The following is a 16323-nucleotide window of genomic DNA, read 5'->3' as shown; positions in this document are numbered from 1 at the left end:
ATCTATATTTATAGGCTCAGCCGGGCCTGTAAAGCTAACCTACGCAACACGAATTACGTTATGCAAGGTGATTTTCTTTAACGGGACACGACACCTTGGCCGAGAAGCGGAATTTTTTCTTACCTTACACTACAAAAACAGGCCGGGGAGCATCATTTTCAGTCGCAGCCAATTCAAAAACGGATTTCCGTTTTATGCAATTATATAAAAACAACGCAAAAACCTTACTGGCAACTTCCGCGGTCATAAGCTGGCTCTTACTGCTGGTTTATGTGCTGCTGAACGCCGAAAGCAAACTGGCAGGAGCCGGCGTGCCTGGTGTTGCGTTCCCTTTCCTGAGCAACCTGCTCAACGTCGTGTTCATCGTCTCGGTGTTCCTGTTTCAGCGGCTACACACCGACATGCTCAAGGGCATAGACTTTATAGGCTACCTCTGGAACCTGTTCTCGAAGGCAGGTGTGGCGGCTTACCTGAGCGTGGCGCTATACCTGGTGTACCGGGTGTACATTAACTACGCCGAAGTGGAGTACACGCTGTTGCTGCACGTGGTGTACCAGATCAACTTCGGTTTGCTGGTGCTGTTCCTGTCCAAGGCTTTTTATATCTGGCGGCAGCTGCTGCTCTACCACAAAAATAAGTTCCTGCAGATTGCCTGGGACTGGTTTGAGCTTTTGCTGGCCGCAACGCTGCTGCTCACCCTCTTTAACTTCAACTACACCAGCTACGTTTTTCTGCCGCTGCTGGCCCTGATGGGCTTCTACATCCTCTTCCTGTGCACCAACCTGAAGTGGGTGGCCTACCTCACCTTCAACAACAAGAGCCGCTCCCTGGTGCTGTTGGGCGCCATCCTGCTCAGCTGCTACATCTTTGTGCGGTTCTTCTACAACATGTCCGACAACGAGAGCCTGGTGATCGACTACACCGATGTGGGTTTTCTGCTGCTGGCCATGCTGTTTGTGGGCACCTACACGTTGGCCGCCTTCCTGGTGTCGCTGTTCAGCTTGCCCACCTCCAGCGTGTTTGAGCAAAAGAGCGAGGACCTGCTCAACTTCCAGCGCCTGAGTCTGTCCATTCAGCAGGGGCAAAGCGAGGCGCAGGTATACGATATGCTGGTGGAGAGCACCATCAAGGCCTCCGACGCCAGCGCCGCCTGGTTCGACATTATCCGCAACAGCGACCCCCAGGTAACGCACGTGCTCAACATCAATGAGAGCCAGATCAAAAGTATACGGCACCTGCTGCAGGCCTACAACATCCATAACATGGATTACATCAACAACAACCTGGGGCGCAACCCGGGCTTCCGGGAACTGACTCTGCCCTGGAAATCGATGGCCATACTTCCCATCAAAACCTCCAAGCATTTGTCCGGCGTTTTATACTTGCTCAAGGATGTGGAAGGCGGGTTTGACCACGAGACCGTGAACGTGCTACGCACCTTCACCAGCCAAACCACCCTCACCATCGAGAACCTGCGCCTGGTGAGCGAGTCGCTACAGAACGAGCGCTACAAGGAGGAGTTGAAGATCGCCACGCAGGTGCAGGAGAGCCTGAACCCCAAAACATTCCCCACTGATAGTTGGTTTGAGATAAGCACGCACTCGGTGGCGGCCAAAGAGGTAGGCGGTGATTTTTACGACTTCCTGCAGCTGAGCGAATCGCGAATCGCCATCATTATCGGCGACGTGTCGGGCAAGGGCATTTCGGCGGCGTTCCACATGGCCCAGATGAAGGGCATCTTCCATGGGCTGATGCAGCAGGACATGGCCCCGAGCGAGTTTATGAAGCAGGCCAACAGCGCGCTTAGCCGCTGCCTGGAGCGAACCTCTTTCATTACCTCTTCGCTATATATCATAGATTACCGTATGCAGGGCTTTATGTTCGCCCGCGCGGGCCACTGCCATACGTTGTACTATAACTCCATGATGGACGATGTGTTCTACTTCAAGACCGATGGGCTGGGGCTAGGCATCATCCGCGACGATAAGCGCTACGCCGCCCACATCCGGGAGATGTACTACGACTATAACCCTGGCGATGTGATGGTGATCTACACCGATGGCATTGTGGAGGCCCGCAGCCCGGGAAACGAGGAGTACGGCGAGGACAGGCTGCAGTACATGCTGAAGCAAACGTACCACCTGGAAGCCGACGACATAAAGTATGCTATTATAAACGACGTAAATGATTTTACCGGTCCTGACAACGTTTATGACGACCAGACGCTACTGGTCATTAAGTTCAGGCCCATCCAACAAAACACATGAATAACCGTAAAGTAGGCCGATGAAAATTACACAAGAAATCAAGGAAAATACCGTCATCATGACCCTGGACGGTGAACTGGATGCAAGCTCCTCCGTTATTCTGGACGAAGAGTTATCAGACCCGGAAATTATGAAATATGCCAAGGTGCTGGTTAATTGCCAGGATCTTAACTATATTTCGTCTGCGGGCCTCGGGGTATTTATTTCGCACCTGCAGCGGTTCGAGGACGCCCAGATCAAGCTTATCTTCTATAACATGCAGGATAAAGTACGCAACGTGTTCGAGATACTTGGCCTGGACCTGCTCATGACCATCGTATCCGATTACGAGGAAGCAAGAACCATTGCAAATGAATAACTCCATTCGGGTAAGTTGTACTAAAAAAAATCTGAAGCTGATACGCGACTTCGTGACGGAGTATCTGAAGGCACTCGCGCTTTCGGATATCCTCATGAATCAGATCGTGTTGGCCGTGGACGAGATATGTGCTAACCTCATCATACACGCCAACCACGAGGACCCCAACAAGTACCTTACCCTGAAAGTGCAGACGGTTAAAGACCAAGTGAAGTTCGAGATAGCCGACCAGGGCCGGGCCTTTGAGCGGAGCAACTACAAGGAGCCCAACATTCAGGAGCATATCAAGATGGGTAAGAAAGGCGGCGTGGGCATCGCCCTGGTAAACCGCATCATGGACAAGGTGGAGTTCATCACGGATGGCTCCCAGAATACCTGCCTGCTTTACAAGAAAATCAAATAAAGGCACTTACATACTTTGGCTGCGCCTCCTTCCGTTATCCGGGAACAAATACCTCTGCAATTGTATTATGGTTATAGTTTTTGATTTATCTGTCAGAAATTTTAGCTAAAATTGCACCGTCCGGCCCCCGGATCAACAACAAAGAAAATCTTGATTTTAAATCAACCTATGCGCAGCAACTACCTACTGGCTGCGGTAGCCGCCCTGGCCCTTGCCGGCTGCACCGCCTCCAATAAGAACAGCAGTAAAGAACCCGCAATCGCTACGCTTGGCTCCCAGCCTATCTCCACTTCCGAGTTCCGTTATGTGTACGAGAAGAACAACGGCGGCAACGACGATGCCTACACCCGCGAGAGCGTGGCAGACTACCTGAACTTGTACACCAATTTTAAGCTGAAAGTGATGGAGGCCGAAAAGCGCGGCCTGGACACCACCATGGCTTTTAAGCGCGAGCTGGAAGGTTACAAAGAGCAGTTGGCACAGCCCTACCTGACCGAGAAAAGCGTAACCGACCAGTTGGTGAAGGAGGCCTACGAGCGGATGAAGCAGGAGGTGAACGCCTCGCACATACTTATCTCGCTTGCTCCCGATGCTGCGCCGGAAGACACGCTGGCGGCCTACAACCGCGTGATGGAGCTGCGCAGGCGTGCCCAGGGCGGCGAGGACTTTGGCCAGCTGGCAAAAGAGCATTCGCAGGACCCATCTGCCGCCGATAACAAAGGCGAGCTGGGGTACTTTACCGCCCTGCAGATGGTGTACCCGTTTGAAGACGCCGCCTACAAAACTGCAAAGGGAGAGATATCCATGCCGGTGCGCACCCGCTTCGGCTACCACCTAATAAAGGTGAACGACAAGCGCGAGGCCCGTGGCGAGGCGAAGGTAGCCCACATCATGGTGCGCTCCAAGCCGGGCGCCCCTGCCGCTGACTCGCTGGCAGCCAAGCAGCGCATAGACGCCATTTATCGCCGCCTGCAGCGAGGCGAGAACTGGGGAAAATTAGCCACTGAGTTCTCCGAGGATGCCAACACAGCCGGCAACGGCGGTGAGCTGCCATGGTTCGGCACCGGCCGCATGATTCCGGCCTTTGAGGAGGCCGCTTTTGGCCTGCAGAAAGCTGGGGATATCTCCAAACCCGTGTACACGCCCTATGGCTGGCACATCATTAAAATGGTAGAAAAGCGTAGCCTGCCGCCTTACGAGGAGATGGAGCAGCACCTGCGCAACAAGATAGCCAAAGATTCCCGCTCCGAGCTGAACAAGGCTGCTTTCCTGAAGCGCATTAAGCAGGAGAACAACTTTACGGAGAACACCGAGGCAAAAGCCGCCGCGCTGGCCAAAGCCACTGACGAGCTGCTGCAGGGCAACTGGACCTATAATGATAGCGACAAGGCACTGAAGCAGACACTCTTCTCCATTCAGGGCAAAAACTATACGGTGGCTGATTTTTATACTTACGTAAAGGAGGAGCAGCGCCCGCGCACCAACGGCAGCGCTGCCCATGCCATGAACCTGCTCTACGATAACTTTGCTGAGCAGAGCTTGCTGGAGTATGAGCGCAACAACCTCGAGAACAAATATACCGACTACCGCATGCTGGTGCAGGAGTACCACGATGGTATCCTGCTGTTCCAGCTGATGGACGAGAAAGTATGGAGCAGAGCCATTGAAGACACCGTTGGCCTGCGCACTTACTTTAACCAAAACCGCGAGAAGTATAAATGGGGCGAGCGCGCCGACGCTATCGTGATCAGCGCGGCCAGCAAGGAGCTGCTACAGCAGGCGCAGCAGCAGTTAAGCAAGCGCCGCTACCCGGTATCGTTTGCCAAGGTGAACGACGTGCTGTTTGAGCAGAACAAGGCCGAACTTACGGCTGATGGTAAAGCGGAGCTGGGTAAGCTGGCGGAGCTGCTACAGCAGAACGAAACCCTGACGCTGGAGATTACGGGCCACACCGACGCCCGCGAGAACACCAAAGTGGCGGAGGCCCGTGCCAATGCCGCCAAAGTATACCTGCAGCAGCAAGGCGTGCCGGCCGCGCAACTTACCAGCAACAGCCTGGGCAAAAGCAAGCAGGCAGGCTCCGACAACACGGAGGCTGGCCGCCGCCGCAACCGCCGCGTCTCCTTCACGCTTTACACTCCGGAGCTGGCAGCCCTGGCCGAGAGCCTGAACAAGGACAACCCGCTGGCCGTGCAGTTAATGGAGAAGAAATTCCAGCGCGGCGAGAACAAAGCGCTGGATGCCGTGGAGTGGAAAGAAGGCACCTACGCCGCGCAGCAGAACGGCCGCGAGTACCTCATCATCATAAAAGATGTGCTGGAGCCGGCTTACAAAGAATTGAGCGAGGTGCGCGGCCCGGTTATCTCTGACTACCAGAACTACCTGGAGGAGCAGTGGGTGCAGGAGTTGCGCAGCAAGTACCCGGTTGAGGTGAAGGAAGACGAGGTAGAGAAACTGGTACGTCAGTAACCCCGGCCCCGTTCCCTATTTTGCCCCGCTTTTCGGGTATTTCAGAATAAAGAAGTAACTTGTGCGTTATTTCCGAGCATAAGTATAAATTAAGATAGATCCCTTGAAAAAGATTCATCAGTTCGCCCTATCGGCCTTTGCAACACTCTGCCTCATCGTCTTATCTGCACAGGCCCAGGCCCAGGCACCTGTGCAGCAGGTGCAGGTGGATGGCATCATCGCCAAGGTGGATAACCACGTCATCCTCCGCTCCGACTTGGAGTTTGGCTACCTGCAGTACCTGGCCCAGTCCAAGCAACAGCCCAACGAGGGGTTGAAGTGCCAGGTGTTTACCTCGCTGCTGCAGGACAAGCTGCTGCTGGCCCGCGCCGAGATCGATTCTATCACAGTAGAAGATGGTATGGTTGCAAGCGAGCTAAACGACCGGATCAACTACCTGGCCAGCCAGGTGGGCGGCACCGAGCGCCTGGAGCAATACTACAACAAAAGCCTACGCCAACTAAAAGACGAGTTGCGCAAAACTGTGCGTGAGCAGCTGGTAATGGAACGCATGCAGCGTGAGATCACGAGCAAAGTATCCGTAACTCCTAAAGAGATCAAAAGGTACTTTAACAACATCCCGAAGGACAGCCTGCCCTACTTCTCCACCGAAGTAGAGATTGGCCAGATCGTGAACATTGCCGAGATTGGCCGCGAGCAGAAGCAGGAGGCGCGCCAGAAACTGGAAGAGCTGCGTAAGCGTATACTGGCCGGTGAGGATTTCGCCACGCTGGCCAAGCAGTACTCGCAGGACCCGGGCTCTGCCCAGGACGGAGGTACGCTTGGCTTCTTTAAGAAGAAGGAACTGGTACCGGAGTACGAGGCTGCCGCCCTGCGCCTGGAACCGGGCGGCATCTCCAACGTGATCGAGTCGCAGTTCGGGTTCCACCTGATACAGCTGATCGAGCGCCGCGGGCAGGAGTTTAACACGCGCCACATCCTGATAAAGCCGGCCACCGCCACGGTAGACATTGCCGCCGCCTCCGCCGAGCTGGACAGCATCCGTACGCTGATCGTGAACGATAGTATTTCATTTGCCAAGGCCGCCAAGGAGTACTCCGACGATACCAACACCAAAGACAATGGCGGCATGCTCACGAGCCGTGCCACTGGCACCACCTACATCCCGATGGACCAGGTGGACCCGGCCATTTTCTTTGTGATCGATACCCTTGAGGTAGGCGAGATTTCCAGGCCTGTGGCCTTTACCACGCCAGATGGCAAGGATGCCGTGCGTATTCTGTACCTGAAGTCGAAAACGCCCCCGCACCTGGCGAACCTGACGGACGATTACCAGAAAATTGCCAACGCGGCCCTGGCCGAGCGGCGCAGCAAAGCCGTAAACGAGTGGTTTAAGAAGAACATCAACACCGTTTACATAGAAGTAGACCCGGAGTACCAGGATTGCAGTGGGCTCCAGCAACTAACGCAATAACAGACTATGACGCAGTTCACCTCTGACAAAGAAGCAGCCGACGCCCTGCACCACTCCTACCGGGAGCTCACTTCTGAGATATCAAAAGTGATTGTAGGCCAGGACGAGGTCGTAAGGTTGGTACTTACAGCTGTTTTTTGTCAGGGGCACTGCCTGTTGGTGGGGGTGCCGGGGCTGGCCAAAACGCTCCTCATCCAAACCATCGCCTCCACGCTGGATATGAGCTTTAACCGGGTGCAGTTCACGCCCGACCTGATGCCCTCCGATATCGTGGGGGCCGAGACCCTGGACAACGAGCGCAACTTCCGGTTTGTGACGGGTCCTATCTTTGCCAACATCGTGCTAGCCGACGAGATTAACCGGACGCCCCCTAAGACGCAGGCCGCCCTGCTGGAGGCCATGCAGGAGCACGCCGTAACCGTGGCGGGCCACAGGTACCGCCTTCCGGAACCATTCTTTGTGCTGGCCACCCAAAACCCGATCGAGCAGGAGGGCACTTATCCCCTGCCCGAAGCGCAGCTCGACCGCTTTATGTTCAACATCACACTAGGCTACCCAAGCTACGAGTCAGAACTGCAGATCGTAAAGAACACCACGGGCGCTGCCACCCACCAACTCCGCAAGATCCTGCACGCCGACGACATACTTGCCTTTCAGCAGCTGGTGCGCCGCGTGCCGGTTACTGACAATGTGGTGGAGTATGCCGTAAAGCTGGTGCACCAGACTCGCCCGAACATGCCGATGGCCTCTAAGCAGGCAAATCAGTTCCTGGAGTGGGGCGCGGGCCCAAGGGCCTCGCAGCACCTGATCGTGGGCGCCAAGTGCAACGCCATCCTCAACGGTAAATATAGCCCCGATATTGAGGACGTGCAGGAAGTGGCGCTGCCCATACTTCGCCACCGCATCGTGCGCAACTTCAAGGCCGAGGCCGAGGGCGTTACAGAAGAACAACTGATCCGGGAGCTGCTGTAGGCTAATTTTGAATGCGTGAATTTTGAATGAGTGAATGGGATGCTCTCCCAGTTCTGTTATCTTGTAAAGATCTTGGTTGCCTTGTATACAAGCAGTAGCTACTCGCCAACAAGATCCTTCCAGGATGACATGGAGAAGATTCACTCCATCGCTCATCCCCTCATTCAAAATCCCGTTAATTGCAATTCAAACTTATTGGTGTAATTTTGCGCCCATACTTATAGTTTAATTTACCTGATAGAGATATGGAAGCGGCTGCTTTATTCCTTCGCTTTAAAGATAACCTGGCCCGCATTGCGAGCGCGCTTAACAGTAAACTGGAAGTGCGTACCATGCCTTACAACACCTCCATTCCGCTGGAGGTGGACCTGCTGGCTGATGTGCTGCGCCTGCACGGACTGGATTTTACGTCAGCCACGCCGGGAGCAGCCCGCCTGTTCGATTTCCAACAGTGGTACGCCCAAAACGAGGAGCAGGCAAACGAGGTGATGCACCGTGTGCTGGAGGATAAGAAAGCCTACATAAGAACCGCCACCGGCACTGTGCTGCAGAAAGAGATGCTCTACCGCCGCCTGGAGTTCTTTAAAGAAACGGCCCATACCCTGGAGGTCATGATGATTCAGCAGAACCTGCACAGTCCGAAACACTTTAATTACCCGTACCTGAACGCGTAGCCAGTATAAAGTATAAAACCGGAAAGCCACTCCCATACTTACAGGAGTGGCTTTCCGGTTTTAGAGCTGTTTTACCTACTTCCTGATCGAGGTATGGCTTTCCCTGGAGTGCTTCAGTTTCAACTCCCCATCCGGCTGCGTTTTCATACTTTGTGCAGCCATGTCGCCGGCTGGGCCTTTGGCGATAAGCGTGCCGCCATCTACCGGGAAGATGGCACCGGTTACATACGAGGCCTCCTCCGAAGCCAGGAACAGGTATACGTTAGCCACTTCCTCCGGCGTGCCCCGCCGGCCCATCAGTGTGCCTTGCGTCACCATCTGCTCCATTTGCTTGTCCATCGGACCGGTTTCCTTGTGGGTCCAGCCGGTGTCGATGGGGCCGGGCGCCACAATATTGCAGCGCACGCCCTTCTGCGCCTGCTCCGCCGCCAGCCCCTTGGTAAAGGCGTGCATGAAGCCCTTGGTGCCGCCATACGGCGCATTTTGCGCAATGCCCAGTGCACCCGACTCGGAGCCGGCGCAAACGATGTTCCCTTTGGTTTTCTGCAGCTCCGGCAGCGCTGCCTTGCTCATCACAAAGGCTGTCCGGATGTTGTTTTTGAGCAGGTAGTCGAAGGCCTCCTCCGAGTAATCGGAGAGCATGTTCACCTCCGGAAAGGTGCCCGCGTTGTTGATCAGGATGTCGAGTTTGCCGTATTGCTTCACGGCCAGCTGCACGCAGCTCTCGGCGTTGGCCAGCAGGGACAGGTCGGCGGTGAAAGGGATGGCAGTACCTCCCTCCTCCTGTATTTCCCGCGCCACGTCCTCCACCGGGTCTTCCGGAAAACCAGCCACAACCACCATGGCTCCTTCACTGGCGAATTTCTTACTGATGGCTTCGCCGATACCCGCGCCACCGCCTGTCACGATGGCCACCTTTCCTTTAAGTCTGTTTCCCATTTGCTTTAAATAATTTGCTGAACAATTAGATTGTATTTTTTAACGGCATAAGTATAGTTACAGTTAAAGAAGTATAAACATACCAGCCTAGCAGCACGTTTTATAGTGATTAGCGTATGACGGAACAACAGCATCACACATATACATCAGACTACATGAGCTTTTTATACAATACTATTGCTGAGGACTTTGATGAGCAGTTAGAGACAGAACACCTGCTTCTGCGGCCTTACCAGGAGGGAGACGAGCAGGATTTTATGCGCCTGCTGCAGGAGAACATGGCATACCTGAAACCTGCTTTCTCTGGCCGCCTGGCGCGGGTGCGCATGCTGGACGATGCCCGCTCGCAGGTGCAGCAACTACGCACCGACTGGGAGAATCGGCGCATCTTCGACTTTGGCGTCTGGCAGAAAGAGGACAACCATTACATCGGCGACATCGCCCTCAAGAACCTGGACCGCACTATCCCTAAGGCTGAGCTGGGTTTATACTTTGCTGCCTGGCCTGCCACCCGGCAACTGGCACAGGAGGCACTGCAGGAGGTGATCCGGTTTGCCTTCGGGCCGCTGGGACTGAATAAAATATACCTGCGCTGCACCAGTGCCAACGAGAGTTACGGCTCGCTGGCCCAGGGCTGCGGATTTGTGAAAGAGGGTGTACTGCGCAGCGACTACCGCGGCGCCGACTCCGACAAACTGTTGGATCTAAGCTATTACGGCTTCACCCGCCAGGACTTCGAGAAAGTACAGCAGCAGGAGAAAGCCAGCTCGACGGCTATAGTGTAGTAAATCTTGGTTTAAAGTACCGGGGCCAACCACCCCTACCCCTCCTTGTCCAAGGAGGGGAGCCTGTCATTGCTTTAGCTGAAGTACAAGTTTCATAGTTGCTGCCGAAAGCGGACAGGTCGCGATCTGTCCCTACAAAGTATGAACCCACCCCTAACCCCTCCAAGGAGGGGAATCATACTTGCCACACTCCCTGTCCTCTCGAGCAGTGCGAGAGGATCTATCGGGAATTCTAAAGTGATCTCTCCCAAAGGTCGAGATGACAAATAGCGGTGGCTATAGAATCTGGTCCCAGTCTTTCCGTTGAGCGCCTCGAGAGGTTCCTGTGACGAGCGGCAGCGAGGCAGCCCGAGGCACGAGGGCAGGAAGCGAAAGCAGCGCGATGCGGGAAGACGAGCCCTCGCGGGCTTGAGCGAGCCAAAGTCAGAGGTGAAACAATGCAGGTTGTAAAGCCGTGGATGAACTGTAGCTAGTAAGGATAGCTTGTCTCAATTCACGGGAAACAGCGGCAGCAAAGCCACAAGCGGACGCTTGCACCATGGAAGTATAAAGTATAGCCGAAGTATAAACCGATGACAAACTGCAGCTACGCCAGCTTAGGACAAAGCACCTTATCAATCAACTCCGCCTTCTCATACTTATCGCTTTGCCTTGGCCAGGAAAAAGTCTGTATTGAAGCTGAGGTAGAAGCCACTGGAGAATTCTAGCTTTGGGTCGTTGAAGTCCCAGAGCGGCTCGAGGCGCAGGGTCAGGGTCAGGCCTTCTTCTAGCTCAACGTCCTTCATCAGCCGTAGAATAAGCAGCTCCCGCTCCTCCTCCAGGTGATCGGGGTGCTTGAAGGTGGTGGAGGCCGACTGGTAAAGCTTGCCACCCAACTCAGATATGTACCCATCACCGCGCCAGTAGCTCAGCATCACATCCTGGTATTTGGTATCGGCGCCAACGTTAAAGTATACCCCGTGTCCCTGCTCATAGGGCAGCTGCAGCTCGTTAGAGAAATCCTTGAAGCCAACCATATAATTCTTGGTGTACAACCTGTGTAACACGCGCCGGTTATACTTCTTCTCCAACTCCAGGCCTATGGCTACGTTAGCTACGGTGGTTAGCGGCAGGTCGGAGGCATCTATCTGCCCGCCTTTATGCTGGGCGGTAAACTGCACGGGCAGCGTCAGGTATAAGCTGTCGGCCAGGTTGCCGCGCCCCTCCCGCTCCAGTAGAAGTATGGCCACGGCCGCGCCGCCGTTTACCTGCTCCTGGTCGTCCTCACCCCGGTAGAGCATGTTCGCCCAGTCGGCCCAGGCATCGAGGCGCAGGCGGGGCGTGTTCAGTTTATACTGTATGCCATTCTCCAGCCGGTTAAGTATGAGGCGCTCAAAATCGTAGAGGGGCTCTATGTAGCCGTGGTTCAGATGGCCCTCCAGCGTCCCGAACAGCAAGGCCCAGCGCTCCCGCTGCACCTTTACCGTAAAAGTCGGTGCGATCTCCTCATAGCCCGAGGCGCCGAAGTCTTTCCAAAGCAAGGCCCCCGCTTCTATTACTACATCTTTAGTGGGCTGGTAGGTGATTCGGGGGTTAAGCTGGTAGCCGAATAATGTATAACCGTCGGCGATTTTGTTGAAGTACTCGTTGTTCCTGAGAAAGCCCAGCGCCTGCACCGCGATCCTAATATCATTAGCATTTTGCTCCTGCACCCGTACTGGCTGCAGCAGGACGCGGTTATTTAGCTGCGCCTTCGCAATATGGCTTACAATCAGCAAAATCAACAGAAAAAAAACTTTCGGAAAGCGCATAAAAAAGGGCTAGGTATGGCACAAAAAGAGGTGCAGCTATGTTATGATCAGACGGCGCCAAACAACTAAAATAATTAGCAAAATACTTGAAAACTATTTTGTAGATTGGTGCCGATTTAGTAATTTCACCTTCAATATAAAGCTATTTAACAAAACACACATGAGCGTAAGCAACGAAAAACTGAAGGCCCTGCAGCTGACCATGGACAAGCTCGACAAAACATACGGTAAAGGCACCGTCATGAAGCTGAGCGACAACAAGGTTGAGGACATTCCGGCCATCTCCACTGGTTCGCTGGGTCTGGATATAGCGTTGGGTATCGGCGGTTTGCCACGCGGCCGTGTCGTAGAGATCTACGGTCCTGAATCCTCTGGTAAAACCACGCTTACTTTGCACTGTATCGCAGAAGCACAGAAAAAAGGCGGCCTGGCAGCATTCATTGACGCTGAGCACGCATTCGACCGAATATACGCCCAGAAATTAGGCATCGATACTGAAAACCTTCTGATATCGCAGCCGGATAATGGTGAGCAGGCGCTTGAGATCGCCGACCACCTGATCCGCTCCGGCGCTATCGACATTATTGTAATTGACTCCGTGGCTGCCCTCGTGCCGAAAGGCGAGCTGGAAGGCGACATGGGTGACAGCAAGATGGGCCTGCAGGCGCGTCTGATGTCGCAGGCACTGCGTAAGCTGACCGGTACGATCAACAAAACCGGCTGTACCTGTATCTTCATCAACCAGCTGCGCGAGAAGATCGGGGTAATGTTCGGTAACCCGGAGACGACCACTGGCGGTAACGCCCTGAAGTTCTACGCCTCTGTACGCCTGGATATCCGCCGTGTGGGCCAGATTAAGGAGAGCGCCGATAACATTACCGGTAACCGCACCCGCGTGAAGGTAGTGAAGAACAAAGTGGCGCCTCCGTTCAAGGTAGTAGAGTTTGACATCATGTATGGCGAGGGCATTTCTAAAGTAGGCGAAGTGCTCGACCTGGGCGTTGAACTGGGCATCGTGCAGAAATCAGGCTCCTGGTTCTCCTACAACGGTGACAAGCTGGGCCAGGGCCGTGACGGTGTGAAGCAGATCCTGCTGGACAACCCCGAACTCATGGATGAGATCGAGAACAAGATCAGAGCGATCGTGAAAGGCGAGCCGGAAAAAGTAGCCGCCGCACTGGACGATGCCGCTGCATCATCAGCCGAGTGAACTCTATTTCCCGACCTGAAATAAAAAAAGGTGCTACTTTGGTAGCACCTTTTTTGTTTAAAATCAGTTGAATAGCAAAAGGAGATTCTATAACTTAAGCCTTGAGAAACAGTTGGTACAAAACTTGATTGATGACAGGTATTGACTCTAACACCTAAAGGAAGGCACTCATGATGAAAAAGTTTTTCCCTGTACTCATACTTCTTTCGCTCGTAATTTTTGGCTTTGCCACCAAAGACAGGATGCGCCAGCTGCCAAACGACAGCTTTAGCACCGGTGAGGTGCTGAAGTATAAGGTACACTATGGTCCCATCACGGCTGCCGAGGCTGTGATCGACATATCCCCGGAAATACACACGATAAACAACCGCGCCTGCTACAAGGCAACCGTTTACGGCAAGACCAATAGCTCCTTCGACCTTTTCATCAGGATACGCGATACCTGGCAGTCCTACATCGATACGGCCGCCATTGTGCCGCAACGCTCGTTCCGCAACATAGAGGAGGGCAATTACCGAAAACGCGAAACCGTGGATTTTGACCATTACGCCAACAAGGCGCATGTGGAGAAAAAGAAGAAGTCGAAGAAGGTAGAGAAGAAGACGTACAAGGTGACCGACAACGTGCAGGATATTGTGAGCGGCTTTTACTACCTGCGCACCCTCAACTTCGACAACATGCGTGTGGGCGATAAAACCACCGTGCAGGGCTTCTTTGATGAGGAGAACTTTAACATGGAGGTGGAGTACCGCGGCCGTGAGGTGGTTAGCACCAAGGCCGGCAACATCAAAGCCATCAAGCTGGTGCCGCGCATGCCAAAAAACGAGATGTTTAAGGGCGAGAACTCCATTACCGTTTACCTCTCTGACGACAAGAACAAGATACCGGTGCTGATACAGGCAGAGATGTTTGTGGGCTCTGTGAAAGTAAACCTATATGATTACAAGAACCTTAAGAACGAGCTCTTGTTTGCCAGAAACTGATACCAAAGCCAGCTACAGCAGCTGGCTTTTTTCTTGCCGACTGCCCCGGCCACTTTAAGGATTTGTTAACAAACCGTTATGATTTGATGATGCTGCCCCGGAATGCTGTAATGTGTGGTATCTTTACAGAGGAGACAAGGCCTGGCAGGCACAGCCCGCCCAGCCTGACACAGCGCATTGATTAGCGCAGGTGTAATCTAAAATCACTAAACATAACTCCCTATACCGTGCAAACAGCATCACATTACAAAATCCTTGTGGTAGATGACGATCCGGATATCGTAGAGCTGCTACAGTACAATCTGACCCGCGAGGGATACGAGGTAGAAACCGCCGACAACGGCAGGAAGGCCATTGAGGTGGCCAAGCAAATAAAGCCGGAGGTGATTCTCATGGACGTGATGATGCCGGTAATGGACGGCATTGCCGCCTGCCGGCAGCTGCGCGAACTGGAAGAGTTCCGCCAGACGCACATCATTTTCCTGACTGCCCGCTCTGAGGAATTCTCCGAGGTGGCCGCTTTTGAGGCTGGCGCCGACGATTACATCACCAAGCCCATAAAACCACGCGCACTGCTGAGCCGCCTCACAGCTTTTGCCCGCCGTGATGCGCACCAGGAAGAGCAGGACCAGGTGATCGAGGCCGGCGACCTGAAGATAGACCGCACCAGCTTTGCCGTGTATAAAGGCGACGAGAAAATAACGCTGCCGAAGAAAGAGTTTGAGTTGCTGGCCTTTCTGGCCGCCACGCCCAATAAAGTATACACGCGCGAGGAGCTGCTAAGCAACATCTGGGGCAACGACGTATACGTGATAGCCCGGACAGTGGACGTACATGTGCGCAAGGTGCGTGAGAAAGTGGGCGAAGAGAACATTAAAACCATTAAAGGTGTTGGCTACAAGTTTAACACCGACTAATACATGAATTTAAACTCCCGTACGCTTGCCCTTATAACCTCATTGGCGGTAGCAGTTGTGCTCACCGCCTTTCTTGCTTTAGCCAGCTCTTTCTCCTCCCGTGGGTTTGTGGCGGCGCTGGTGATCGTGTTTGTCTGCTGCTTTGTGCTGCTGCATTTCTCGTACGAGGCGCTCGTGTTCCGCGAGGTGAAGAACGTCTACTCCAGCCTGGAGAAGCTGAAGCGGCAGGATTTTAAGAAGGTGGAAAGCCGCTCCACCTTCGCGGCTGACCCGCTCAAAAAGATAAAGGACGAAATCTACATGATTGCGGAGGGGAAGCAGCAGGAGATTGATGAACTGAAGCGCCTGCAGGTCATGCGCCGCGAGTTTCTGGCCGACGTATCGCATGAGCTGAAAACACCGATATTTGCGGCCCAGGGCTTTATTCACACCTTGCTGGACGGTGCTATGGACGACCCTGTAGTGCGCGATAAGTTTCTGCAGAAGGCAGCCAGAAGCCTTGACGGACTCGACGCGCTGGTGCAGGACCTGATCAGCATTTCGCAGTTTGAAAAAGGCGTGGTAGAGTTGGCCAAGCGCAACTTTAACGTGGTGCAGCTTGTGCACGAAGTAGCCGAGCAGCTGGAGCAAAAGGCCGCCGAGCAGCAGATGACCCTGCACGTGGAGACTGAGGAGCCGGTGATGCTTTACGCAGACCCAAACCGCATCCGCCAGGTCTTGATCAACCTGATCGACAATGCCATCAAGTATGGGCGCAAGGGCGGCAACGTCTGGATCACGTTCGACGAGGGCAAGCGCAAGTACACCATCACCGTTAAGGACGACGGCACCGGCATAGCCGAAGAGCACATCAACCGCATCTTCGAGCGCTTTTACCGCATCGACAAGAGCCGCGCCCGCGACAACACCAGCACCGGCCTGGGCCTCTCCATTTGCAAGCACATCATAGAGGCGCACCGCTCCTTCATCGCTATTAAAAGTGAGATAGGCAAAGGCACTACCCTCCGCTTTAAGCTGCTGAAGGCAAAATAGTTTTTAGTTATTAGCTGTTGGTTGTTGGTTATAGTATGATATAGCTCGGT

General features: G+C 53.9%; 14 protein-coding genes. 12 read left to right on the top strand and 2 right to left on the bottom strand.

Annotated features, from left to right (window positions below):
- The first annotated feature begins 194 nt into the window (after window positions 1–194).
- The 7 genes from OH144_RS20265 (at window position 195) to OH144_RS20235 (ending at window position 8617) form a co-directional block, all read left to right on the top strand.
- The gene (locus OH144_RS20265; protein ID WP_266204070.1) at window positions 195–2267 is read left to right on the top strand and encodes a GAF domain-containing SpoIIE family protein phosphatase; all 2073 of its coding nucleotides are present in this window, start codon (window positions 195–197) and stop codon (window positions 2265–2267) included.
- Window positions 2268–2286: 19 nt separating this feature from the next.
- On the top strand, window positions 2287–2625 hold the full coding sequence (locus tag OH144_RS20260; protein ID WP_266204069.1) for an STAS domain-containing protein: 339 nt from the start codon (window positions 2287–2289) through the stop codon (window positions 2623–2625).
- The gene (locus OH144_RS20255; protein WP_266204068.1) at window positions 2618–3028 is read left to right on the top strand and encodes an ATP-binding protein; all 411 of its coding nucleotides are present in this window, start codon (window positions 2618–2620) and stop codon (window positions 3026–3028) included. Before OH144_RS20260 ends, OH144_RS20255 begins: the two co-directional genes overlap by 8 nt.
- A 168-nt stretch (window positions 3029–3196) precedes the next feature.
- A complete protein-coding gene (locus OH144_RS20250; RefSeq protein WP_266204067.1) occupies window positions 3197–5497 on the top strand; it encodes a peptidylprolyl isomerase in 2301 nt (766 codons plus the stop codon).
- 103 nt (window positions 5498–5600) lie between these two features.
- A complete protein-coding gene (locus OH144_RS20245; RefSeq protein WP_266204066.1) occupies window positions 5601–6971 on the top strand; it encodes a peptidylprolyl isomerase in 1371 nt (456 codons plus the stop codon).
- Window positions 6972–6977: 6 nt separating this feature from the next.
- Window positions 6978–7943, top strand: coding sequence for an AAA family ATPase (locus OH144_RS20240; RefSeq protein ID WP_266204065.1), 966 nt, complete (start codon window positions 6978–6980; stop codon window positions 7941–7943).
- 245 nt (window positions 7944–8188) lie between these two features.
- Window positions 8189–8617: a hypothetical protein gene (locus OH144_RS20235; protein WP_266204064.1), complete on the top strand. Its 429-nt coding sequence runs from the start codon at window positions 8189–8191 to the stop codon at window positions 8615–8617.
- 75 nt (window positions 8618–8692) lie between these two features.
- Here the strand turns inward: OH144_RS20235 and OH144_RS20230 are convergent, their stop codons facing one another.
- Complete coding sequence (locus OH144_RS20230; protein WP_266204063.1) at window positions 8693–9556, bottom strand: SDR family NAD(P)-dependent oxidoreductase; 864 nt, start codon at window positions 9554–9556, stop codon at window positions 8693–8695.
- A 155-nt stretch (window positions 9557–9711) separates the two neighbouring features.
- Between OH144_RS20230 and OH144_RS20225 the strand changes: the two genes are divergently transcribed.
- Window positions 9712–10341, top strand: coding sequence for a GNAT family N-acetyltransferase (locus OH144_RS20225; protein ID WP_266204062.1), 630 nt, complete (start codon window positions 9712–9714; stop codon window positions 10339–10341).
- A gap of 638 nt (window positions 10342–10979) precedes the next feature.
- Here OH144_RS20225 and OH144_RS20220 read toward each other — a convergent pair.
- A complete protein-coding gene (locus OH144_RS20220; RefSeq protein ID WP_266204061.1) occupies window positions 10980–12131 on the bottom strand; it encodes a hypothetical protein in 1152 nt (383 codons plus the stop codon).
- Window positions 12132–12291: 160 nt separating this feature from the next.
- On the opposite strand from OH144_RS20220, the gene recA reads away from it, so the two are divergent.
- The 4 genes from recA (at window position 12292) to OH144_RS20200 (ending at window position 16273) form a co-directional block, all read left to right on the top strand.
- On the top strand, window positions 12292–13341 hold the full coding sequence (gene recA, locus OH144_RS20215; RefSeq protein ID WP_266204060.1) for a recombinase RecA: 1050 nt from the start codon (window positions 12292–12294) through the stop codon (window positions 13339–13341).
- A 170-nt stretch (window positions 13342–13511) separates the two neighbouring features.
- Window positions 13512–14324 (top strand): DUF3108 domain-containing protein, encoded by an 813-nt coding sequence (locus OH144_RS20210; protein ID WP_266204059.1) that lies wholly within the window; start codon window positions 13512–13514, stop codon window positions 14322–14324.
- Window positions 14325–14551: 227 nt separating this feature from the next.
- Window positions 14552–15241 (top strand): response regulator transcription factor, encoded by a 690-nt coding sequence (locus OH144_RS20205; RefSeq protein WP_266204058.1) that lies wholly within the window; start codon window positions 14552–14554, stop codon window positions 15239–15241.
- A gap of 3 nt (window positions 15242–15244) precedes the next feature.
- The gene (locus OH144_RS20200; protein ID WP_266204057.1) at window positions 15245–16273 is read left to right on the top strand and encodes a sensor histidine kinase; all 1029 of its coding nucleotides are present in this window, start codon (window positions 15245–15247) and stop codon (window positions 16271–16273) included.
- The last annotated feature ends 50 nt before the right edge of the window (window positions 16274–16323 follow it).

Origin of the sequence: Pontibacter kalidii (assembly GCF_026278245.1) — a bacterium.
GTDB classification, from domain to species: domain Bacteria; phylum Bacteroidota; class Bacteroidia; order Cytophagales; family Hymenobacteraceae; genus Pontibacter; species Pontibacter kalidii.
This window is presented reverse-complemented; position numbering and strand designations above follow the sequence as displayed.